Below are 22,069 nucleotides of genomic sequence, written 5' to 3'. Positions count from 1 at the left end.
ATGGCGAGCTTCTTCATCGACAGGCCGATCTTCGCCTGGGTCGTCGCGCTGTTCATCTGTCTGATCGGCGCGATCTCGGTCCCGCTGTTGCCGATCGCGCAATATCCGATCATCGCGCCGCCCTCGATCTCGATCTCGACGAGCTATCCCGGCGCGTCGCCGGAAAACCTCTACAACAGCGTCACGCGCCTGATCGAGGAGGAGCTCAACGGCGCCTCCGGCATTCTCAATTTCGAATCGACCAGCGACTCGCTCGGCCAGGTCGAGATAACAGCCAATTTCCAGCCGGGCACCGACACCAGCGCGGCGTCCGTCGAGGTGCAGAACCGCATCAAGCGCGTCGAGGCACGCCTGCCGCGCGCGGTGATCCAGCAGGGCATCTTGATCGAGGAAGCCTCGAGCGCGGTGCTCCAGATCATCACGCTGAACTCGACCGACGGCAGCCTCGACGAGGTTGGCCTCGGCGACTTCATGATCCGCAACGTGCTCGGCGAAATCCGCCGCATCCCCGGCGTCGGCCGCGCCACGCTCTATTCGACCGAGCGCAGTCTTCGTGTCTGGGTCGATCCGGCCAAGCTGGTCGGTTACGGGCTCACGGCGGACGACGTCAACAAGGCGATCGCCGCACAGAACGCACAGGTCGCCTCGGGTAGCATCGGTGCGGAGCCGTCGACGTCGAGCCAGCGTACGTCCGCACTGGTGCTGGTCAAGGGCCAGTTGTCGTCGCCGGACGAATTCGGCGCCATCATCCTGCGTGCCAATGCCGACGGCTCCACCGTGCGGCTGCGCGACGTCGCGCGCGTCGAGGTCGGCGGCCTCAGCTACCAGTTCAACACCCGCCTGAACGGCAAGCCGACGGCCGGCCTCTCCGTGCTGATGTCGCCGACCGGCAATGCGCTGGCGACCGCAAGCGCGGTCGAGGAGAAGATGAAGGAGCTGTCGCGCTTCTTCCCGGCCAACATCTCCTACGAGATCCCCTACAACATCACGCCCGTGGTCGAGGCCTCGATCAAGAAGGTGCTGACGACGCTGGTCGAAGCCGTGGTGCTGGTATTCGTGGTGATGTTCCTGTTCCTGCAGAACATTCGCTACACCATCATTCCGACCATCGTGGTGCCGGTGGCGCTGCTGGGTGCCTGTACCGCGCTGCTGCTCGCCGGCTACTCCATCAACATGCTCTCGATGTTCGGCATGGTGCTCGCGGTCGGCATCCTCGTCGACGACGCGATCGTCGTGGTCGAGAACGTCGAACGCATCATGACCGAGGAGGGCCTGCCGCCGAAGGAAGCGACGCGGAAGGCGATGTCGCAGATCTCGGGCGCCATCATCGGCATCACGCTGGTGCTGATGGCCGTGTTCGTGCCGATGGCATTCTTCCCGGGCTCGGTCGGCATCATCTACCGCCAGTTCTCGGTGACCATGGTCGCGGCGATCGGCTTCTCCGCCTTCCTGGCGTTGTCGCTGACGCCGGCGCTGTGCGCGACGATTCTCAAGCCCGTTGCGGCCGGCCACGGTCATGCCAGGAAGGGCGTGTTCGGCTGGTTCAACCGCATGCTCGAGGGCGGCAAGGAGGGTTATTCGCGCACCGTCGGCTTCTCGCTGAAGCGCACCGGACGCCTGATGCTGGTCTACGTCGCGTTGCTGGCCGGCCTGTCCTGGGCCTTCGTCAATCTCCCCGGCGGCTTCCTGCCCGTCGACGACCAGGGCTTTGTCACCACTGACGTCCAGACGCCGTCCGACTCGTCCTACGGCCGCACCGAGGCCGTGATCGAGAAGGTCGAAAAATATCTGGCGCAGCGGCCGGGCGTCGACAACGTCACCTTCCTCACCGGCTTCAGTTTCTCCGGCCAGGGCATGAATACCGCGCAGGCCTTCATCACCTTGAAGGACTGGTCGGAGCGCGGGCCGAAGGAATCCGCCGCGGCGATCGTCAACGACATCAACCGCGATCTGTCGTCGTCGATCCGCGACGCAAAGATCTCGGCGCTGCAGCCGCCGCCGATCGACAATCTCGGCAACTCCTCGGGCTTCTCATTCCGTCTCCAGGACCGTGGCCAGAAGGGCTATCCGGCCCTGATGCGCGCCGCCGACCAGCTGATCGCGGAGGCCAATGCGAGCCCCGTGTTGCAGAAAGTCTATGTCGAAGGCCTGCCCGAGGCCGGCGTGGTCAATCTCGTGATCGACCGCGAGAAGGCTGGTGCGTTCGGCGTCACCTTCGAGGACATCAACAACACGATCTCGACCAATCTCGGCTCGAACTACATCAACGACTTCCCGAACCGCGGCCGCATGCAGCGCGTCGTGGTGCAAGCCGACAGCCGCGACCGCATGAAAACCGAGGATATCCTCAACTACAACGTCAAGAACTCCCACGGCCAGCTGGTGCCGTTCTCCTCCTTTGCGACGGTGGAATGGTCGCGCGGTCCGACGCAGATCGCCGGCTTCAACTATTATCCGGCGGTCCGTATCTCCGGCGAAGCCAAACCCGGCTTCACCTCGGGCGATGCCATCGCCGAGATGGAAAAGCTTGCCGGCAAGCTTCCGCGCGGCTTCGGTTACGAATGGACCGGACAGTCGCTCCAGGAAAAGCTGTCGGGCTCGCAGGCGCCGTTCCTGCTCGCTCTGTCGGTGTTCGTGGTGTTCCTGTGTCTTGCCGCACTCTATGAGAGCTGGACCATTCCACTTGCGGTGCTGCTCACCGTGCCGCTCGGCATCGTCGGTGCCGTGGTTGCGGCCATGATGCGCGGTCTGCCGAACGACGTCTATTTCACCGTCGGCCTCATCACCATCATCGGCCTCGCCGCCAAGGATGCGATCCTGATCATCGAGTTCGCCAAGGATTTGCGCAAGGAAGGCAAGCCGCTGGTGGACGCCACGATCGAGGCCTGCCGCCTGCGCTTCCGCCCGATCCTGATGACCGGCCTCGCCTTCATCTGCGGCGTGCTGCCAATGGCGATCGCCCACGGCGCCGGCGGCGCCAGCCAGCAATCGCTCGGCACCGTCGTGATGGGCGGCATGATCGCGGTGGTGATTTTGGCGCTGCTGATGGTGCCGGTGTTCTTCGTCTCGGTGCAGCGCGTGCTGGCGGGGGACCGGGAGAAGGTGGCGAAGGCCGAGGCGTATGGGCCGCCAGCGCCGGTGAACCCATAAAGCAATTGAGCAACGCACCGCTGTCTCACTCCCTCGCCCCGTTCTTACGGGGAGAGGGTGGGGTGAGGGGCTGCTTCCGCGAACTCGGTTTGGATTGCAGTCAGAACGCTCGATCCGAATGATCGTGGCGCGCGTCGGATGGACTGTCAATTTGGTCGGCGCCCTGCCTTGCCCCTCACCCGGATTGCTTCGCAATCCGACCTCTCCCCGCTTAAGGGCGGGGAGAGGTTAGGCCGCCTTCCGCAAAATCTTCACCAGCTCCCCGTGCACGAACTCGTTCCCGCACACGACGTCGCCGGTGACCAGGGCATCGCCCGGCGTGCTGATGTCGCTCACCGTGCCGCCTGCTTCGCGCACCATCAGCATGCCGGCGGCGATGTCCCAGGATTGCAGATTGCGCTCCCAGTAGCCGTCGAGGCGGCCGGCGGCGACGAAGGCGAGATCGAGGGAGGCGGCGCCGAAGCGGCGCAGGCCTGCGACGCGGTCCTGGATCGCGGTCATCTCGCGCCGGAATTCCTCGTGGTCGCCGCGGCCGATATGGGGCAGGCCGCAGGCCACCACGCATTCGTTGAGCTGGCGGCGGCCGGCCACGCGCAGGCGCTGGTCGTTGAGGAAGACGCCCTTGCCGCGCTCGGCGATGTAGAGCTCGTCATTGGCGGGGTTGTAGATCACGCCGGCGATGATGGTGCCCTCGCGCACGAGACCGATCGAGATCGCGAATTGCGGGATGCCGTGCAGGAAGTTGGTGGTGCCGTCGAGCGGGTCGACGATCCAGGTGTGGCTCTTGTCGGAGCCTTCCCGCGTGCCGCCTTCCTCGCCGATGAAGCCGTAACCTGGCCGCGCCTTGGCGAGGTCCTGGTAGAGGATTTCTTCTGCGCGCTTGTCGGCGAGCGAGACGAAGTTGGCCGGCCCCTTCAGCGAGACCTGCAGATGCTCGATCTCGCCGAGATCGCGCTTGAGGCTGCGGCCGGCGCGGCGCGCGGCTTTGACCATGACGTTGATAGTGGCGGAATACAGCATGAGCTCTGGTCTTGATGGGGGGAGGAGGCGCGAAAGGGCGCCATTTGAGGGGATTGGGTGCCCCGCGAGGGGCCAAAGGTCAAGTCTTCAGGTCTCTTGCAGGCCATTTGCAGGTCATTTGGCGTCAGGTCATTTGTTTCCGAGCCATTTCTTGGCAGCGGCCTCCGCCTTGGCGCGGTCGTCGGCCGGCAGATCGGCCAGCTGCTTGTCCAGCTCCGGATCGCCCTTGCCGGCGGTTTTGGCCACCAGATGCCATTTGAACCCTTCGACCTTGTCCACGGATGTGCCCATGCCGTTGATCAGGACCCAGGCGAGGCGGTTCTGCGCGATCGCGCTGCCCTGGCGGGACGCCTTGCGCAGCAAGGCCACGGCCGCGGGCTGGTTCTTCGGCGTACCGGTGCCGTTGAACATGGCGATGGCATATTCAACCTCGGCATCGACATTGTCGGCCAGCGAGGCGGCCTGCAGCAGCCGCACCGACCGTTCAGGGTCCTTCGGCACGCCGGTGCCTTCCTTGTAGAAGGTCGCAAGTGCGTATTGCGCCTCGGGCAGTCCGGCATCGGCCGCCTGGCGCAACAGCTCGGCGGAGCGCGTGACGTCCTGCGGCAGGGTCTGTCCGTCCAGATAAAGCAGAGCGAGGTTATAGGCTGCCTTGGGCTCGCCGAGCTTGGCGGCGGAGGCCATCAGCTTGACCGCCTCGCCCTTGTCGACGGGGCCGCCGCGGCCGGCGATGCGCAGCATGGCGAGCGCAAACATCGCCTCGCGGTCGCCGGCGTCGGAGGCGCGCTTGTACCACTCGATCGCCTTGGCGTAGTCGCGCCTGATGCCCATGGCGTTGGAATAGAGCTCGCCCAGCATGGTCATGGCCTTGGCGTCGCCGGTCTTGGCGCGCGCGCTGGCGAGATCGAAGGCGGTCTTGTACTGGCCGCGCTGATAGGCGCCGAACACCAGATCGACGTTGGAATTGTCGGTCGCCGGCGCGGGGATCACGGTTGCCGGCAGCGTCGGGCTTGGCGAGGCCGACGGCTTTGGCGCCGGTGCGGCCTCCTTCTTCTTGGTGATCGTGTGCGGCGCGACCTTCGGCTTGTCCTTTGCCGGCTCTTTGGGCTTCTGCTTTTCGGCCGGTGGGCTCGGGATCGTCGCCGGCGGCGTGATCTGGAGCTGCGCGGCCGCAGGCGCCGCCAGCAGCAGCGTGGCCAGAAGGGTGATGCGCGGGAGCGTCATGGCGGGCGCTAGCCCTGGCCCGTGGCAACAGCCGTGAAGGCCTTCTTGATCGCGGCGTCGGCCTCGATCAGCGCGGCCTTCGGCCCGCGCGGGTCGGCCCAGACGAGATCGCCGACCAGCACGAAATCGGCGCCGCTGGCAGCGAAGTCGTAGGCCTCCTCAAGCGAAACAGCGAAGCCGACACAGGGTGGCTCGAACAACTCGGCCCACCAGTCCAGCCGCTCGGCAATGGCCTGGGATGACGGCCGCTCGCCGTTGGCATCGGGCTCGCCGAACAGCAGATAGTCCGCGCCCATCTCGCCCGCGTCCATGGAATGGTGCCGTGTCGTCAGCCCGCCAACGCCGGCGATGCGATCTGGCTTGAGCGACGGCATCGCCTCTTTCAGTGCGGCGATGCCCGGCAGGTGTGCGCCATCGGCGCCGCCGCGCGCGACGAGCTCGGGGTGGCCGTCGACGAGCAGGGCCGCGCCCGCGTTCTGCACGATCGGCGCCAAGGCCTTGATCCGCGAGATCATGGTGCGCTGGTCGGTCTCCTTCAGCCGCGCCAGCACGGCTGCGACATCGACGGCTGCGAGCAGCGCCGGCAATTCGGCGAGGAGCGAGGCGGGATCGTCGAGAACAGGCGTCGCGAGATAAAGGCGCGGCGCCGGGCGCGGCGGAGGCGATTTGTTCGACAAGATCTAGGCTGCCTTCTTTTCCAGGCTGCTTTGCCATTCGCCCTTGGAGGCGAGGCCATTCATGCGGGCGCGATGACTGAATGCGTTCTGTCCGGCTGCGACGTTCTCGGCCTTGCCCGACCAGGCCTTCTGCGGCGCGGCCTGCAGCGCGCGGCCATAGGAGAAGGTCAGGCCCCAGGGCAGCGGGCCTAGCTTGTGCATGGCGTTGAGATGCGCGGTCGCCTCTTCGTCGGACTGGCCGCCGGAGAGGAAGGCGATGCCGGGCACCGCCGCCGGCACGCATGCCTTCAGCAGCCGGATCGTCTTCTCCGCGACCTCCTCGACGGAAGCCTGCTTTGCACATTTCTTGCCTGAGATCGCCATGTTCGGCTTCAACACCATGCCTTCGAGCGCGACGCGCTGCACGCGCAACTCCTGGAACGTCTTGTTGAGCACGCGGCTCGTGACCTCATAGCAGCGATCGATGTCGTGATCGCCGTCCATCAGCACCTCCGGCTCGACGATCGGCACGATTTGCGCGGCCTGGCACAGCGCGGCGTAACGCGCCAGCGCATGGGCATTGACGCTGATCGCGGTCATCGAGGGGATGCCGCTGCCGATATCGATCACCGCGCGCCATTTGGCGAAGCGCGCGCCGCGCTCGTAATACTTCTGTAGCCGCTCGGCGAGCTTGTCGAGCCCGACGGTCACGAGCTCGCCCGGGCACATCGGCAGGGCCTGCGTGCCCTCGTCGACCTTGATGCCGGGAATGGCGCCGCTCTGCTGGATCAGCTTGACCAGCGGCGTGCCGTCCTTGGCGTCCTGCCAGATCGTCTCGTCATAGAGGATCACGCCCGAGATGTACTGGCTCATGGCTTCCTTCGACCGGAACAGCATCTCGCGATAGTCCCGGCGGTTGCCTTCGGTCGATTCCACGCCGATCGCGTCGAAGCGCTTCTTGATGGTGCCGGAGGATTCGTCGGCGGCAAGGATGCCCTTGCCTGATACGACCATGGCGGTCGCGATTCCATTGAGCTCAGTCAGATTCATCGAGAGGTCCTCCCAAAACGATTCTGCCCTTGCCTGTGAAAATAGACGGTTCTCGGGCAATTGCCGAGTTAACGTTGGTCGCAGGGTAAAGGGGGGGAGGTCAGGTGGGGCAAAAAGAGCGGCCGGGCGACCCTTCACCTCGCCCCGCTTGCGGGGAGAGGTCGGATTTTGCGCGTAGCGTAAAATCCGGGTGAGGGGGTACAGGTCTATCGATAGGGCTGCGCCTCGCGGAGAGAGCCCCTCACCCCGACCCTCTCCCCGTAAGAACGGGGAGAGGGAGGGATACATCACGCCACCTTCGGATCCAGCTCGCCCTTGGCGTAGCGCTTGGCCATGTCGGCGGGGGTCAGGATCTTCTTGAACTTGGCGGCCTGGCCGGCGGTGTTGAACTCCTGGAGCCGCTGCTTGCACAGCTTGGTCATGGCTTCCATCGCCGGCTTCAGGTACTTGCGCGGATCGAACTCTTCCGGATTGTCCTTGAGGACCTTGCGGATCTGGCCGGTCATGGCCATGCGGTTGTCGGTGTCGATGTTGATCTTGCGCACGCCGTGCTTGATGCCGCGCTGGATCTCGGTGACAGGCACGCCCCAGGTCGGCTTCATCTTGCCGCCATAGGCGTTGATGATGTCCTGGAGGTCCTGCGGCACCGAGGAGGAGCCGTGCATCACCAGATGCGTGTTCGGCAGCTTGCGGTGGATCTCCTCGATCACGTTCATGGCGAGGATGTCGCCGTCCGGCTTGCGGGTGAATTTGTACGCACCGTGAGACGTGCCCATCGCGATCGCGAGCGCGTCGACCTTGGTCTCCTGCACGAACTTCACGGCCTCGTCGGGATTGGTCAGCAGCTGGTCGTGGCTCAGCTTGCCTTCGGCGCCATGGCCGTCTTCCTTGTCGCCCATGCCGGTCTCGAGCGAGCCGAGCACGCCGAGCTCGCCCTCGACCGAGATGCCGCCGAGATGGGCCATGTCGGTCACGGTCTTGGTGACGCCGACATTGTAGGTCCAGTCGCCGGGGGTCTTGCCGTCGGCCTTGAGCGAGCCGTCCATCATCACCGAGGTGAAGCCGGCCTGGATCGCGGTCATGCAGGTCGCGGCCTCGTTGCCGTGGTCGAGATGCACGCACACCGGAATATGCGGGTAGATCTCGGTCACCGCGTCCATCATGTGCTTGAGCATGACGTCGTTAGCGTAGGAGCGCGCGCCGCGCGAGGCCTGGATGATGACGGGCGCGTCGACCTGGTTGGCCGCGTCCATGATCGCCAGCGCCTGCTCCATGTTGTTGATGTTGAAGGCCGGTACGCCGTAATCGTTCTCAGCCGCATGGTCGAGCAATTGACGCAACGTGATCCGAGCCATCTGTCTTTTTCTCCGTTCGGGCCTCAGGGCCGCTTGTTTCTTGCCGTCTGATTACTTGATGCGCAGAACTTCGACGCCGGGCAGGGGCTTGCCCTCCATCCATTCAAGAAATGCGCCACCGGCGGTTGAGACATAGGTGAACTGACCGGCCACATGGGCCTGGTTGAGGGCCGCAACGGTGTCGCCGCCGCCCGCGATCGAGATCAGCTTTTTCGCCTTGGTACGCTCGGCGGCATGCTTGGCGGCCGCGACCGTGCCGCGGTCGAACGGCTGCATCTCGAAGGCGCCGAGCGGTCCGTTCCAGACCAGCGTGGCGGCGTCGTCGATGGCGGCGTGGATGCGCACGATCGATTGCGGGCCGACGTCGAGGATCATGCCGTCCGCCGGGATCGCGTCGAGCCCGTAGGCGTGCGAGGGCGCATTGGCGGCGAAATGATAGGCGACGGTGGCGTCCACCGGCAGGATGATGGCGCAGTTGGCGGCCTCGGCCTTCTCCATGATGCGCAGCGCCGTAGGCGCGAGATCCTTCTCGGCCAGCGACTTGCCGACGCCGACGCCCTGGGCATGCAGGAAGGTGTTGGCCATGCCGCCGCCGATCACGAGCGCGTCGACTTTGTCGACGAGGTTTTCGAGCAGGTCGATCTTGGTCGAGACTTTTGCGCCGCCGATGATCGCGATGACCGGCTTGGTCGGCGAACCCAGCGCCTTCTCCAGCGCATCGAGCTCGGCCTGCATGGTGCGGCCGGCATAGGCCGGCAGCTTGTGGCCGAGGCCTTCGGTCGAAGCATGGGCGCGGTGGGCGGCCGAGAACGCATCGCTGACCCAGATGTCGCCGAGTTTTGCCAGCTCCGCGACGAAGGCGGGATCGTTCTTCTCTTCCTCTTTGTGGAAGCGCGTGTTTTCCAGGCAGAGGATGTCGCCGTCCTTCAGCGCGGCCACGGCCGTCGCCGCGGGCTCGCCGATGCAGTCATCGGCGAACGCGACCGGCTTGTTCACGACCTTCGCCAGCGCTTCCGCAACGGGCTTGAGCGACTCCTTGGGGTCGCGGCCCTTGGGCCGGCCGAAATGCGCGAGCAGGATGACCTTGCCGCCCTTGTCCGAGATCTCGGTGATGGTCGGCGCGACGCGCTCGAGCCGGGTCGCGTCACTGACGCGGCCATTGTCCATGGGCACGTTGAGATCGACGCGCAGCAGTACGCGCTTGCCCTTCACGTCGACGTCGTCGAGGGTGCGGAATTTGTTGGCCATTGGACACTCTCTCTTGTCCCGGGCGCACTGCGGCGCGAAGCGCTGCTGTGCAGAACCGGGACCCACATTGCAGCGAGTCCCGCGGTCGAATGGGTCCCGGATCTGCGAAGCAGCGTTTCACGCTGCATCGCGTCCGGGACACGAGAGCGGAGTTAGATCACCTTCGCGAACGCAACGGCGGTGTCCGCCATGCGGTTCGAGAAGCCCCACTCGTTGTCGTACCAGGACATCACGCGCACCAGCGTGCCGTTCTGCACCTTGGTCTGGTCCTCGTGGAAGGTCGAGGAGTGCGGATCGTGGTTGAAGTCGATCGAGACGTTCGGCTGGTTGGTGTAGCCGAGAATGCCCTTGAGCTGCTGCTCGGAGGCGCGCTTCATCGCCGCGTTGATTTCCTTGGCGTCGGTGGCGCGCTTGGCGACGATCTTGAGGTCGATGACCGAGACGTTCGGCGACGGCACGCGGATCGAGACGCCGTCGAGCTTGCCCTTCAGTTCCGGCAGCACCAGGCCGATCGCTTTCGCTGCACCGGTCGAGGTCGGGATCATCGACATCGCCGCCGCACGGCCGCGATAGAGATCCTTGTGCAGCGTGTCCAGCGTCGGCTGATCGCCGGTATAGGCGTGGATCGTGGTCATAAAGCCGGTCTCGATGCCGACGAGGTCGTTCAGCACCTTGGCGACCGGCGCCAGGCAGTTGGTGGTGCAGGAGCCGTTGGAGACCACCATGTGGTCCTTGGTCAGCGTGTCGTGGTTGACGCCGTAGACGATGGTGGCGTCGGCGCCGTCGGCCGGTGCGGAGACCAGCACGCGCTTGGCGCCGGCGGTCAGGTGCGCGGAGGCCTTGTCCTTCGCGGTGAAGATGCCGGTGCATTCCATCGCGATGTCGACGCCGAGATCCTTCCAGGGCAGCTTCGAGGGATCGCGCTCGGCGGTCACCTTGATCTTGTTAGCCCCGAGGCTGATCGAGTCGCCATCGACGGTGACGGTGCCGGGGAAGCGGCCATGGACGCTGTCGAAACGGAGCAGATGGGCGTTGGTCTCGACCGGGCCGAGGTCGTTGATGCCGACGACCTCGATGTCCTTGCGGCCGGACTCGGCGATAGCCCGCAGGATGTTGCGGCCGATGCGGCCAAAACCGTTAATTCCGACGCGGACTGCCATGTTTCATCTCCTTATGACCGTTCAATGACGGGCTCGATAACGCCTAGTCTTCCCGCACAACGCGCTGTACGCGCCTGCGAGGGTTTTTTAGGGGCGGACGCCCGGTTCGGCCGGGCGGTGCTTGATCATATGAGAGATTACGTAGTCCTTTTTTTTGGCAAGCTCAACTCTCAGGATACGCGCTTCAGCACGGCGTTAACCGCAGCCTCGGCGGTAATGCCGAAGTGCTTGTAAAGGTCCTTCGCCGGCGCGCTCGCGCCGAAGGAATGCATGCCGATAAATTCGCCATCCTGGCCGATCACGGCATCCCAGCCCCAGCGCACCGCGGCCTCGATCGCGACCTTCACCGGCGCATTGCCGATGATGGCGGCACGCTTGGCCTCTGGTTGCGCTAACAACAGCTCGAGCGAGGGCACCGAGACCACCCGCGACGCGATGCCGCGCTCGGCGAGCTGCTTCTGGGCGGCCACCGCGATCTCGACCTCGGAGCCGGAGGCGAACAGCGTGGCCTTGGCTTCGCTCTGGGCTGCGACCAGCTCATAGGCGCCGAACTGACAGAGGTTCTCGTTCACGGAGGTGCGGAGCTGCGGAAGGTTCTGCCGCGTCAGCGCCAGCACGGTCGGACCGTCGATACGATTGAGCGCAAGCTCCCAGCACTCGGCGACCTCGATGGAATCAGCGGGACGGAACACGCGCATGTTCGGAATGGCGCGAAGCGCTGCGAGATGCTCGACCGGTTGGTGGGTCGGGCCGTCTTCGCCGAGGCCGATGGAATCGTGCGTCATCACGTAGACGACGCCGGTGCCCATCAGCGCGGCGAGGCGCATCGCGGGCCGTGCGTAATCGGTGAACACCAGGAAGGTCGCGCCGTTCGGCGCAAAGCCGCCGTGCAGGAAGATGCCGTTCATCGCAGCCGCCATGCCGTGCTCGCGGATGCCGTAATGGATGAAGCGGCCTTTCGGCGTCTTGGCGGAGAAGGCGGTCGCCGACTTCGCCTTGTTGTTGTTGGAGCCGGTGAGGTCGGCCGAGCCCGCCAGAAACTCCATCGGCATCGCGCCGGCAATGACTTCGATCACGGCTTCCGAGGATTTGCGGGTCGCCGCGATCATCGGCTTTTCCAGCAGCTCCTTCTTGTAGGCGCGCACGGCCTTTGCGAGCGACGCCGGACGCTCGTGGCGCAGGCGGCGTTCGAACTCGGCGCGCTTGCGGCTACCGAGTTCGCCAAGCCTTGCTTCCCATTCCTGCCGTGCGGCTGCGCCGCGGCTGCCGGCCGCGCGCCAAGCCTTGAGCACGTCGTCCGGCACCGAGAACGGCTCGAGCGAAATGCCGAGATTTTCCTTGGCGGCCTTCAGCTCGTCGGCGCCGAGTGCCTCGCCATGCGCCTTCGCGGTACCGGCCTTATGCGGCGCGCCGTAGCCGATAGTGGTGCGGCAGGCGATCAGCGTCGGCTTGTTCGACTTTTTCGCGCGGGTGATCGCGGCTGCGATCGCGGCCTGGTCCTGGCCGTCGATCTTCTCGGCGGCCCAGCCGCACGCCTTGAAGCGCTTCACCTGGTCGACGGAATCGGAGATCGAGGTCGGGCCGTCGATCGAGATGCCGTTGTCGTCGTACAGCACGATCATCTTGTTGAGCTTCCAGTGCCCGGCCATCGCGATCGCTTCCTGCGACACGCCTTCCATCAGGTCGCCGTCGGAGGCGAGCACATAGGTGTGGTGGTCGACGATCTTCTTGCCGAACTCGGCGGCGAGCATCTTTTCCGCCAGCGCCATGCCGACCGCGGTCGAGATGCCCTGGCCGAGCGGGCCGGTGGTGGTCTCGATGCCCTTGGTGTGGAAGTTTTCGGGATGGCCCGGCGTCAGCGAACCGAGCTGGCGGAACTGCTTGAGCTGATCCAGCGTCATGTCGGCATTGCCGGTGAGATACAGCAGCGCATAAAGCAGCATCGAGCCGTGGCCGGCGGAGAGCACGAAACGGTCGCGGTCGGGCCAGTCGATTGCAGCGGCGTCGAATTTCAGGAACTGCGTGAACAGCACCGTGGCCATGTCGGCGGCGCCCATCGGCAGGCCCGGATGGCCCGACTTCGCCTTTTCGACAGCGTCCATAGCGAGGCCGCGGATCGCGTTGGCCATACGGGTGTGATCGACCTGCGTCATGTCTGAAATCCGTCTGAAATGAGGCGCTTGGCGACGGTCGACGCCCGCGCGGAAAGGAGCCTTTCGGCCACTGAAGGTCGGGGCTGGGATAGCACCTCGGTTCCGGGAGGCCAAGGCAGTCAAACGCCGGTTTGGCCGTAAAAGTTGCTTAGCAGTGCATAGTTTCGCGGCGACGTTGCGCTCGGCTAGCTTGCCACGTAAATTTCTGCTTCTAACCGCTTGCCGAACCGAGTCTTTTGCCGGCCGGCAAGCTCCCAGGTAAAGGCCACGGGTCAAGCCCACAGGTTCCGCCGCTGACTGCATGAACGATCGCGTATCCAACAGCTCTGCCATGACGGAGTCCTCCGCCGTCGAGATCGAGATCGCGACCCGCAGGCTCATGGCGGCGCTCGACGCGCTCGAAAGCGCGGTCGAGCGAAGGCGCGATGCCGATCGCGACGAGAACGAGCTCGCGACGCGAATCCAGGCGCTGGGTGCGGACCGCTCGCGTCTTGCCGACGAGCTCGACGGCGCGCTGGTGAAGGCGCGCAAGCTCGAGCGCACCAATCGCGAGATCTCCGATCGGCTGGATTCCGCGATCGTCACGATACGCTCGGTACTTGATACCGGAGAGGACGGATGAGCCACATCAACGTCACCATCAACGCGCGCCAATACCGCATGGCTTGCGAGGAGGGCCAGGAGGTGCGGCTGTTGAAGCTCGCCGAAGGCCTGGAGACGCGGATTCAGTCGCTGCGCGGAAAATTCGGCGAGATCGGCGATGCGCGCCTTACCGTGATGGCGGCGCTGACCGTCTGCGACGAGCTGGTCGATGCCGGCAACCGCATCCGCACCATGGAGCAGGAGCTGACCGAGCTGCGGGATTTCCGCAACGCCGCCGTCGAGCGCGCCCGGATGACCCAGACCGCCGTAGTCAACGCACTGAACGCCGCCGCCGAGCGCATCGAGAAGTCGACCCAGGTCCTGAACCGGACCGTCGGCAACGGCATCGCGATCGGCTGACCGTGGACGGCCGCTCGCCGGGCTGGTGATTCGTCAGTATCGTTGTTACATTGACCGAGCGAGGCTGCTGCGCGCGTCCGGAGCCATATATCCCCGGGGCCTTATCGATCCTTTAGGGAACTGTCCCTGGCCGGGCCCGTGGGCTCGGACATATGGTGCCCACCTACTTTCGTAGGGAACTCCGGGATCGAGTGCTTCAACGGCGTCCGCGGCTTCGCACTTTTGTTTTCTTCCGGTTCGTGCCTCTCGAAATTGCGTCCCCGATACGCTTGCGGTTCGATCTCGGTGTCATGCCCGGCTTGACCGGGGGCATCCAGTACCCCGCGGCGTCGAGGTCTTAGCACTGGCGTCTCTGGAATACTGGATCACCCGCTCCAGTGCGTAAGGGCGCACAAGGCGGGTGATGACGGCGGAGCAAGGTTTCGCCTTCGGGGAAAGCGCACATGACCAACACCAAATCCGAGCTCCGTGCCAAAGCCCTCGCGGCGCGCGACGCGCTCAGCGACAAGAAGCGCACCGCCGCCGCGGCCAAGCTTGCCAAGCGCGGGCTGCCGTTCAAGCTGGTGCCCGGCAGCATCGTCTCCGGCTATTCGCCGATCCGCAGCGAGATCGATCCGATGCCGCTGCTCAAGAAGCTCGCCGAAGAGGGCGCCAGGCTCGCGCTGCCCTGCGTCACCGCCCGCGGCCAGGCGCTGGTCTTCCGCCTCTTTCATCCCAACGATCGCCTGATGCTCGGCCCGCTCGGCATTCCCGAGCCGTCGCCGGCGGCGGCCGAAGTGATCCCCGACATCATGCTGACGCCGCTGGCGGCCTTCGATCGTCTGGGTCATCGCATCGGCTATGGTGCGGGGCACTACGACTTCACCTTTGCGCATCTGCGCAAGGCCAAGAACATCCTCGGCATCGGGCTCGCTTTTGCAGCGCAGGAGATCAAGGCCGTCCCGGCACTATCCCACGACGTCGCGCTGGATTATGTGCTAACGGAATCGGACGTTTTCGATTTCCGGAGTTCTGAAGTTGCGCATTCTCTTCGTGGGTGATGTCGTCGGCCGTAGCGGCCGCAACGCCATCGCCGAATATCTGCCCGGCATGGTCAAGGACTGGTCGCTCGATTTCGTCGTCGTCAACGGCGAGAATTCGGCCGGAGGCTTCGGCATCACGGAAGCGATCTATCAGGAATTTCTCGATGCCGGCGCCGATGCGGTGACGCTCGGCAATCATTCCTGGGACCAGCGCGAGGCGCTCGTGTTCATCGAGCGCGCCGAGCGCTTGGTGCGGCCGGCGAACTATCCGCGCGGCACGCCCGGTCGCGGCGCAGCCCTGGTCGAGACCAAGAACGGCAAGCATGCCCTCGTCGTCAACGCTTTGGGGCGCGTCTTCATGACCCCGTTCGACGATCCCTTTGCCGCGCTCGAGCGCGAGCTCGGCGCCTGTCCGCTCGGCGTTGCGGCCGACGCCATCGTGGTCGACTTCCATTGCGAGGCGACCAGCGAGAAGCAGGGCATCGGCTTCTTCTGCGACGGCCGCGCCAGCCTCGTCGTCGGCACGCACACCCATGTGCCGACCGCCGACCACCAGATCCTCACCGGCGGCACCGCCTACATGACCGATGCCGGCATGACCGGCGACTACGACTCCATCATCGGCATGCAGAAGGAAGAGCCGCTGCGGCGGTTCACGTCGGGAATTCCGTCGGGGCGGTTCGAGCCGGCCGCGGGTGTTGCGACGCTGAGCGGCGTTGCGGTGGAGACGGATGATACGACAGGCCTCGCTCTGAAGATTGCGCCGGTGCGCGTCGGCGGCCGGCTGGAGCCGGCGACGCCGAAATTCTGGTTGAGCTAGCTCCACAAGCTCAGCGTCGTCCCGGCCTAGTGCGCAATTGCGCACGGGGGGCCGGGACCCATACCGCGTGATCTATCGATCGCGAACGGTGTCCATACCGAAACAACCAGTCTTCGCCAAACTGTGGCTTGTGGTTATGGGTCCCGGCCTTCGCCGGGACGACACTGGTGGTTGATGCGCCAACCTTGCGTTACTCCGCCGTCTGCTCCCGCAACTCCGCGACATCCTTGGCCGTCAGCTTCGAGCCCTTCGTCCCAAACCGCGCCGTCACGTAGTTCGCTACCGCGGCGATCTCGTCGTCCGTGTACGCGTTGCCGAACGCGGGCATCGACAGCGCACCGTCGGGCGTGTGGCGCTTGGTGCCTGAGAGTACGATCTGCGCGACGTTGGTGGCGGCGGGGTCGTTGACGGCCCAGGTGCCGGTCAGCGTCGCCATCGGCGACACCGGGCTTTCGCCGCTCCAGCCGTGGCAGCTGGCGCAGGCGCTGGCGAACACCTTCTTGCCGCGGGCGTCCGCGGTGACGCCGTCCTTGTGCGAGGCCGGTGCGACGGGCGCCGTGGTGGCCGGCAGGTCGGGCGAGGGCACGGGCGGCACGCTGCGCAAATACGCAACGATGGAGCGGATGTCCTCCGGCGCAAACTGGCTGAAGCTATGGTCGACCGCTTCGCCCATCGGACCCGAGGCCGAGCCATGGCCCGCTGCGTGGCCGAGCGACAGATAGGCGATCAGATCCTCGTCGCGCCAGTTGCCGAGCCCGGTGGCCTTGTCGGAGGAGATGTTGAAGGCGCGCCAGCCGGCCGTGATCGCGCCTGCGAACTTCTTGCGGTTGTCCAGCGCAAAGCCGAGATTGCGCGGCGTGTGGCACTCGCCGCAATGCGCCAGCGCTTCCGCCAGATACGCACCGCGATTCCACTCCGGGCTCTTCGACGTATCGGGCGCAAAGCGCGTGTCCGGATTGAACACGGCCGACCAGACAATCATCGCCCAGCGCTGGTTGAACGGGAACGACAGCGTGTTCTCCGGCGCCTTGGCGCGCACCGCCGGCAGGCTGAACAGATACGCCTTCACCGCCAGCACGTCCTCGTCGGTCATGTAGGTGTAGGACGTGTACGGCATCGCCGGATAGAGCCGGGCGCCGTCATGCCGCTTGCCGCGCTGGACCGCGTTGAGGAAATCCTGGTCGCTGTAATTGCCGATGCCGGTGTCTTTGTCCGGCGTGATGTTGGTGGAATAGAGCGTGCCGAAAGGCAGCTTGAAGGCCAGCCCGCCGGAATAGTCCTTCTCGCCGGGCTTGGTGTGGCAGACCATGCAGTCGGCCGCCTTCGCCAGATATTCGCCGCGCTCGACCAGGCTCGCCTTCTCGAGTTTCGCCGGCACGCCCGTGGGCTTGCCGGCGCGATAATCCGCCAGCGCCACTTTGGATCCGCCGGCGAAGTCGAGCGGGCCGGGTCCGCGGATGATGAAGACGCCGAGTGCCACCGCGACGATGGCGATCACGACGAGGCTTGCAAGGATACGCATTGTCCGGCTCATGCCTTCCTCCCGGCAGCCAGGAGTTTGCGGTCGATCGGCAGGCGCCGCAGCGCCACGCCGGTTGCTGCGTAAATCGCGTTGCGTAGCGCGGGTGGACCGGCATTGACGCCGGTCTCGCCGATGCCGCCAGGTGCCTCGCCGCTCTTGACCACGGTGACCTCGATCTTTGGGGTCTCGTTGATGCGCATCATGCGGTAGTCGTGGAAGTTCGACTGCTGTACGCGCCCCTTCTCGATGGTGATCTCGCCATAAAGCGCGGCCGTGAGGCCGAAGATGAGCCCGCCCTCGATCTGCGCCTTCACCGTGTCGGGGTTGACCGCGATGCCGGTGTCGACCACCGAGGTGATGCGGCGGAGCGTGATCTCGCCGATGTCGTCGATCTCCGCCTCCACCACGGTCGCGATGAAGCTCGCGAAGGATGGCTGCACGCAGACGCCGCGTCCGACGCGGGCCGGCAACGGCTGGCCCCAGCCGGACTTTTCCGCGACGAGGTTGAGCACCGCGAGCATGCGCGGGTTCTTGGTCAGCATGGACTTCCGGAAGTCGATCGGATCCTTGCCGGCCTTGCGCGCGAGCTCGTCCATCGCGCATTCGATCGCGAACACATTGTTGTTCGGACCGACGCCGCGCCAGAAGCCGGTCGGCACGGCCGGGGGCTCGGCGCGGACATATTCGACCTGGAAGTTGGCGAAGTCGTAGGGCGCGTCAACCGCGGCGTCGATCGCGTCGATGTCGATGCCCTTCTGGAACGCCGGCGGCAGCCAGCGCGCGATCACGGCGGAACCCGCGATCTTGTACTTCCAGGCCGCGACCTTGCCGTCGACCAGCGACGCCGTGATCTGGTCGCGATAGACCGGACGGTAGATGTCGTGCTGGATGTCCTCCTCGCGGGTCCAGATCACCTTGACGGGATAGTCGACCTGTTTTGCGATCTTCACCGCCGCGATCACCATGTCCGGCTCGAGCTTGCGGCCAAAACCGCCGCCGAGCAGATGCTGGTTGACGATCACCTTGTCGACGGGAAGGCCCGCCGCCTTCGCGGCCGCAGACTGCACGCGGGTCATGATCTGCGTGCCGGTCCAGATCTCGCAAGCATCCGGCCTGACATGGACGGTGGCGTTGATCGGCTCCATCGAGGCATGCGCCAGGAACGGCAATTCGAAGATCGCCTCGAATTTATCGCCTGTTGCGAGCGCTTTTGCGATGTCGCCGGTGGATTTCGCGACCGCTCCATCCTTCTCGCTGGCCTTGCGCAGGTCCTCCCAGATGTCCTTCGTGGAGATCTTCGCGTTCGGGCCTTCGTTCCACTCGATCTTGAGCGCTTCGAGACCCTGTTTCGCCGCCCACATGTGATCGCCGATCACGGCGACGGCGTCGTCGAGCACGACGACCTTGCGCACGCCGGCGACCTTCATCGCGGCGCTGTCGTCGACCTTGCCGACCTTGCCGCCGAACACCGGGCAATTGGCGATCGCGGCGATCTTCATGTCGGGCAGGATCGCGTCGATGCCATAAAGCGCCTTGCCGTTGACCTTGTCCGGTGTGTCCAGCCGCTTCAGTGGCTGGCCGATCAGGACGAAATCCTTGGGGTCCTTGACCGCGACGTCCTTGGGCGGCGTCTGGCTTTGGGCTGCGAGCGCCAGCTCGCCATAGCCAAGCTTGCGGCCGCTCGCGGCATGCGCGACCTCGCCCTTCGATGCCGTGCAGCTTGCGGGCTCGACGCCCCACTGGCTTGCCGCGGCCTGCACCAGCATCGCGCGCGCGGTGGCGCCGGCCTTGCGCAGCGGCAGCCACCAGGCGCGGATCGAGTTGGAATTGCCGGTGACCTGGAGGCCGAAGGTCGGGTTGGCGTAGAGCTTGTCGTTGGGCGGGGCGTGCTGCACCTCGACCTTGCTCCAGTCGGCATCGAGCTCTTCGGCGAGCACGGCAGAGATCGAGGTGTAGGTGCCCTGGCCCATCTCGACCTGCGGCATCATCAACACGGTGCGGCCGGTCTCGTCGATGCGGATGAAGGCGTTGGGCGCAAACTTGCCGTCGGTCGCATCCTTTTGCACCGGCTCGTTGGCGGCGCGCAGCGGCAGGTGGAAGGCGAGCAGGAAGCCGGTGGCGAGGCCGCCGGTCAGAAGCGCGCGGCGGGAGACGCTGTTATGTGCATTCATGGCGGACCTCACGACTGACGCCCGGAGGCGGCGAGCTTGATGGCTTCACGGATGCGCACATAGGTGCCGCAGCGGCAGATGTTGCCGGCCATCGCCGCATCGATGTCGGCATCGTCAGGGTTCGGCGTTGCCGCCAGAAGGGCCGCGGCCGACATGATCTGGCCGGACTGGCAATAGCCGCACTGGATCACCTCAGCATCGAGCCAGGCCTTCTGCACCTTCGCGCCCGACGGCGTGCTGCCGACATGTTCGATGGTGGTGATGGCGCGGTTTTCGACCGCGCTGACCGGGAGTACGCAGGAGCGCACTGCCTTGCCGTCGACATGCACCGTACAGGCCCCGCATTGTGCGATGCCACAGCCGAACTTGGTGCCGGTCATGCCTAAGATGTCGCGCAGCACCCACAGCAGCGGCATTTCGGGTGGCGCGTCGAAGGACTTTGTTTCGCCATTGATGGTGAGAGTCGTTGCCATATGCATCCCCTTCTTCGCCAGATCGCTTACGGCGATCTAGTTGGCGAACTCGCGCGCGACAATAATCATACCGATGTGGAACGATGAAGCGTCAACATTTCTGGCGATGCATATTTGCGTAGGCGACGCATCGGGCCATGACGTTCACGAATTTGTGCGGCGATCCGTGCAGCGCTTTTAGGCTAATTGATATGATGCGCGTCATTTTCTGACGCTTTTGCATCATGCGTGCCTTTGGCCATCGCACATCACCGTGCGAATTCGCAAAACCATGCGAAGACGAAACTCGTGCGATTGTGCAAGGCGGGCGATGGCGAGCCCATTGCTCGCCTGATGGGATCAGCCGCAACGACGCGAGAGCCGACCTGCCCGATGATGGCATCGTGCTCCTGTTTTGCCCGACGGGTCAACGGCTATGGCGCGTGATGATATGAGACTCGACGAGCGCTCCGACGGAAGTGCGTTCCCTCCCCCCCTTGTGGGGGAGGGTTAGGAAGAGGGGGTAGCCCAGCAAAAGGTGTTGGTCGTTAACCCATTGATTCCGCGCACCCCGGCTACTGTGCATGGGGTTGTTTTCGAGGTCTTTGACTCAGCCCTGCCGAAAGCCCATCCGGAATGCGCCCCAGTGCTTGCCGCGGACCATGATCGGCGAGGACAGGTCTTTCATCAGCACGAACTGCCCGCCGCCCATATCGCGGCGATAGGTCTGGAGCAGGAAGGGTTTTGTGTTGGCCGCGACCTTCTTCACCGCGCGATCGGTGAACAGGCGGCGGTTGCGGCAATTGGCGTTGTTCCAGACCGGGTCCTTGCCCTGCGGCAGCCGGTAGTTCGGATTGTGCGTCGGCAGATAGCCGCTCCTCGCCCAGGCGACGCAGAACACGATGCGGGGATCGGACTTCTGGATCGGGTCCTGGATGGCCGGCAGCACGCGGTCGGTGAAGTCGACATATTTGGCGAGATATTGCTTGGGATCGGTGCCGGCGATCTCCCGGTAGTTCTCATCCATGAGCTGGTCGAGCGTGATCTCGCCGCGATCGACCGCGGCCTCGAACTCGGCCGAGATCCGCTTGGCGGTGTCGACGACGATTCGGATCAGCGGCGCATCCGACGTCTCCACGCCGCTGTCGGCGATCAGCGCGATCAGCCCCTCGGAGGTGTCGAGCAGTTTTGTGACCCGCTGGTCCGCGCTCTTGAGATCGCGCGAGGACAAGTCGACGCCCTTGGCGAGCTCGTTGAGCTCGCTGATCACCGTGTCGCAATGGCCGAGATTGGAGGTCGCCGCGCGCGTGACGCTGTCGATCTCGGCTTCCACCGAGGCAAAGCCCTGCTGGACGCGCGAGATGATGCCGGAGATCGCTTGCGCGCCTTCGCCGGCGGTCTTCGCGCGCTGGGATGCATCGCTGCTCTCGCCGATCAGGCCTTCGATCTGGCCGTCGAGATCGCGCACGGTGTCGGAGATCTGGTGCGTGGCCTGCCGGGTCGCCTCGGCGAGGTTCTTGACCTCGCTTGCGACCACGGCAAACCCGCGTCCGGCATTGCCGGCACGTGCGGCCTCGATCGTTGCGTTCAACGCAAGCAGATTGGTCTGCTTGGCGATCGCCTCGATCGAGCCGGAGACTTTTGCGACCTGCGCCAGCGCCGAGCCGACGGCGCTTAAGCGCGCCTCGATCCGCTCCACCGCCGCGACGAGCTCGGAGATGTGGCTGACCGCGGTGTCGACCGCACTGCGCGACTGCGCGATCTCGCCGACCGCGGCCGATGTGGTCGACTGCACGGCCTGCGAGGCGTTGGCGATGTCGTGGTTGGCCGAGACCATGGTCTCGGCCGTCTTCTGCAGGTGGTGGAACCGCTCCGACTGGTTGGCGACGCGGCTTGCGACCTCCTGGACGTTGCCGGCGATGTCGGCAAGCTCGACGCCGAGGCCGCCAATGCGGTCGGCAAGCTGGTCGATCAGCCGCTCGGCGAGCGTCCGGTTGGATCCAGTGTCCATGACTGCAAGCTGGGCGAGGGACATTGACGGGCTTCCTCCAGTCGGAGCCGTTC

17 protein-coding genes and 1 other RNA gene are annotated in these 22,069 nt (G+C 65.2%); 6 read left to right on the top strand and 12 right to left on the bottom strand.

The window, feature by feature from the left end:
* Complete coding sequence (locus ACLFLU_RS36555; RefSeq protein ID WP_426409504.1) at window positions 1-3,150, top strand: multidrug efflux RND transporter permease subunit; 3,150 nt, start codon at window positions 1-3, stop codon at window positions 3,148-3,150.
* A 228-nt stretch (window positions 3,151-3,378) separates the two neighbouring features.
* Here the strand turns inward: ACLFLU_RS36555 and ACLFLU_RS36550 are convergent, their stop codons facing one another.
* The 8 genes from ACLFLU_RS36550 to tkt all read right to left on the bottom strand — a co-directional run bounded on the left by ACLFLU_RS36550 (window position 3,379) and on the right by tkt (window position 13,016).
* Window positions 3,379-4,170, bottom strand: a complete 792-nt coding sequence (locus ACLFLU_RS36550; RefSeq protein WP_426409503.1) for an inositol monophosphatase family protein — start codon at window positions 4,168-4,170, stop codon at window positions 3,379-3,381.
* A gap of 129 nt (window positions 4,171-4,299) precedes the next feature.
* On the bottom strand, window positions 4,300-5,394 hold the full coding sequence (locus ACLFLU_RS36545; RefSeq protein ID WP_426409502.1) for an HcpA family protein: 1,095 nt from the start codon (window positions 5,392-5,394) through the stop codon (window positions 4,300-4,302).
* 8 nt (window positions 5,395-5,402) lie between these two features.
* The gene (locus ACLFLU_RS36540) at window positions 5,403-6,071 is read right to left on the bottom strand and encodes a thiamine phosphate synthase (protein WP_426409501.1); all 669 of its coding nucleotides are present in this window, start codon (window positions 6,069-6,071) and stop codon (window positions 5,403-5,405) included.
* Between the two features lie 3 nt (window positions 6,072-6,074).
* Entirely contained in the window at window positions 6,075-7,100 is a 1,026-nt protein-coding gene (locus ACLFLU_RS36535) for a class I fructose-bisphosphate aldolase (protein ID WP_426409500.1), read from the bottom strand.
* Between the two features lie 287 nt (window positions 7,101-7,387).
* Window positions 7,388-8,455, bottom strand: coding sequence for a class II fructose-bisphosphate aldolase (fba, locus tag ACLFLU_RS36530; protein WP_426409499.1), 1,068 nt, complete (start codon window positions 8,453-8,455; stop codon window positions 7,388-7,390).
* A gap of 51 nt (window positions 8,456-8,506) precedes the next feature.
* A complete protein-coding gene (locus ACLFLU_RS36525) occupies window positions 8,507-9,703 on the bottom strand; it encodes a phosphoglycerate kinase (protein WP_426409498.1) in 1,197 nt (398 codons plus the stop codon).
* A gap of 152 nt (window positions 9,704-9,855) precedes the next feature.
* Window positions 9,856-10,863 carry a type I glyceraldehyde-3-phosphate dehydrogenase gene (gene gap, locus ACLFLU_RS36520; RefSeq protein WP_426409497.1) on the bottom strand — a complete coding sequence of 336 codons (1,008 nt, stop codon included), beginning with the start codon at window positions 10,861-10,863 and terminating at the stop codon, window positions 9,856-9,858.
* A 170-nt stretch (window positions 10,864-11,033) separates the two neighbouring features.
* Entirely contained in the window at window positions 11,034-13,016 is a 1,983-nt protein-coding gene (gene tkt, locus ACLFLU_RS36515) for a transketolase (protein WP_426409496.1), read from the bottom strand.
* Window positions 13,017-13,317: 301 nt separating this feature from the next.
* Between tkt and ACLFLU_RS36510 the strand changes: the two genes are divergently transcribed.
* The 5 genes from ACLFLU_RS36510 (at window position 13,318) to ACLFLU_RS36490 (ending at window position 15,860) form a co-directional block, all read left to right on the top strand.
* Window positions 13,318-13,638, top strand: coding sequence for a DUF4164 domain-containing protein (locus tag ACLFLU_RS36510; RefSeq protein ID WP_063701112.1), 321 nt, complete (start codon window positions 13,318-13,320; stop codon window positions 13,636-13,638).
* Window positions 13,635-14,018 (top strand): cell division protein ZapA, encoded by a 384-nt coding sequence (locus ACLFLU_RS36505; protein ID WP_426409495.1) that lies wholly within the window; start codon window positions 13,635-13,637, stop codon window positions 14,016-14,018. The genes ACLFLU_RS36510 and ACLFLU_RS36505 overlap by 4 nt, the downstream gene beginning before the upstream one ends.
* 58 nt (window positions 14,019-14,076) lie before the next feature.
* Window positions 14,077-14,237, top strand: a non-coding RNA gene (gene ssrS, locus ACLFLU_RS36500) — 6S RNA.
* Between the two features lie 224 nt (window positions 14,238-14,461).
* Window positions 14,462-15,058, top strand: coding sequence for a 5-formyltetrahydrofolate cyclo-ligase (locus tag ACLFLU_RS36495; protein WP_426409494.1), 597 nt, complete (start codon window positions 14,462-14,464; stop codon window positions 15,056-15,058).
* Window positions 15,036-15,860, top strand: coding sequence for a TIGR00282 family metallophosphoesterase (locus tag ACLFLU_RS36490; RefSeq protein ID WP_426409493.1), 825 nt, complete (start codon window positions 15,036-15,038; stop codon window positions 15,858-15,860). Before ACLFLU_RS36495 ends, ACLFLU_RS36490 begins: the two co-directional genes overlap by 23 nt.
* 190 nt (window positions 15,861-16,050) lie before the next feature.
* Here ACLFLU_RS36490 and ACLFLU_RS36485 read toward each other — a convergent pair whose 3' ends face one another.
* From ACLFLU_RS36485 to ACLFLU_RS36470, 4 genes are all read right to left on the bottom strand, one after another.
* Window positions 16,051-17,394 (bottom strand): c-type cytochrome, encoded by a 1,344-nt coding sequence (locus ACLFLU_RS36485; RefSeq protein ID WP_426409492.1) that lies wholly within the window; start codon window positions 17,392-17,394, stop codon window positions 16,051-16,053.
* Window positions 17,391-19,553, bottom strand: coding sequence for a molybdopterin cofactor-binding domain-containing protein (locus ACLFLU_RS36480; RefSeq protein ID WP_426409491.1), 2,163 nt, complete (start codon window positions 19,551-19,553; stop codon window positions 17,391-17,393). The genes ACLFLU_RS36485 and ACLFLU_RS36480 overlap by 4 nt, the downstream gene beginning before the upstream one ends.
* 8 nt (window positions 19,554-19,561) lie before the next feature.
* A complete protein-coding gene (locus ACLFLU_RS36475) occupies window positions 19,562-20,026 on the bottom strand; it encodes a (2Fe-2S)-binding protein (RefSeq protein ID WP_426409490.1) in 465 nt (154 codons plus the stop codon).
* A gap of 589 nt (window positions 20,027-20,615) precedes the next feature.
* Window positions 20,616-22,040: a methyl-accepting chemotaxis protein gene (locus tag ACLFLU_RS36470; RefSeq protein ID WP_426409489.1), complete on the bottom strand. Its 1,425-nt coding sequence runs from the start codon at window positions 22,038-22,040 to the stop codon at window positions 20,616-20,618.
* Window positions 22,041-22,069: the final 29 nt, after the last annotated feature.

Origin of the sequence: Bradyrhizobium ganzhouense (assembly GCF_049949285.1) — a bacterium.
GTDB classification, from domain to species: domain Bacteria; phylum Pseudomonadota; class Alphaproteobacteria; order Rhizobiales; family Xanthobacteraceae; genus Bradyrhizobium; species Bradyrhizobium ganzhouense.
Note: the sequence above shows the minus strand (reverse complement) of the source record. Positions and strands in the feature narration are given on the sequence as shown.